This window comes from Streptomyces durbertensis (genome assembly GCF_014156695.1).
GTDB classification, from domain to species: domain Bacteria; phylum Actinomycetota; class Actinomycetes; order Streptomycetales; family Streptomycetaceae; genus Streptomyces; species Streptomyces durbertensis.
Genome location: NZ_WMLF01000968.1, coordinates 1 through 389, shown reverse-complemented (window position 1 = coordinate 389; position 389 = coordinate 1). Strand labels below are relative to the sequence as shown.

Genomic DNA, 389 nt, shown 5'->3' with positions numbered 1-389 from the left:
GGAGACCGCCGACTTCGCCCTCGGCTGCTTCTGGGGCGCCGAACGCGTCTTCTGGCGCCAGCCCGGCGTCTGGACCACCCTCGTCGGCTACCAGGGCGGCCACACCCCCCACCCCACCTACGACGAGGCGTGCAGCGGCCTCACCGGCCACACCGAAGCCGTCCGCGTCGTCCACGACCCCGCCGTCGTCCCCTACACCACCCTGCTCAAGCTCTTCTGGGAGAACCACGACCCCACGCAGGGCTTCCGCCAGGGCAACGACGTCGGCACCCAGTACCGCTCGGCGATCTTCACCCACTCCCCCGAGCAGCACGCCGCCGCCCTCGCCTCCCGCGACGCCTACCAGGCCACCCTCAAGGCCGCCGGCTACGGCGACATCACCACCGAGA

1 protein-coding gene is annotated in these 389 nt (G+C 72.0%); it reads left to right on the top strand.

Going from position 1 to position 389, the window contains the following annotated elements; all coding sequences use genetic code 11:
• The coding region (msrA, locus tag GL263_RS27910) for a peptide-methionine (S)-S-oxide reductase MsrA (RefSeq protein ID WP_182858482.1) at positions 1 to 389 on the top strand (389 nt) is incomplete at both ends.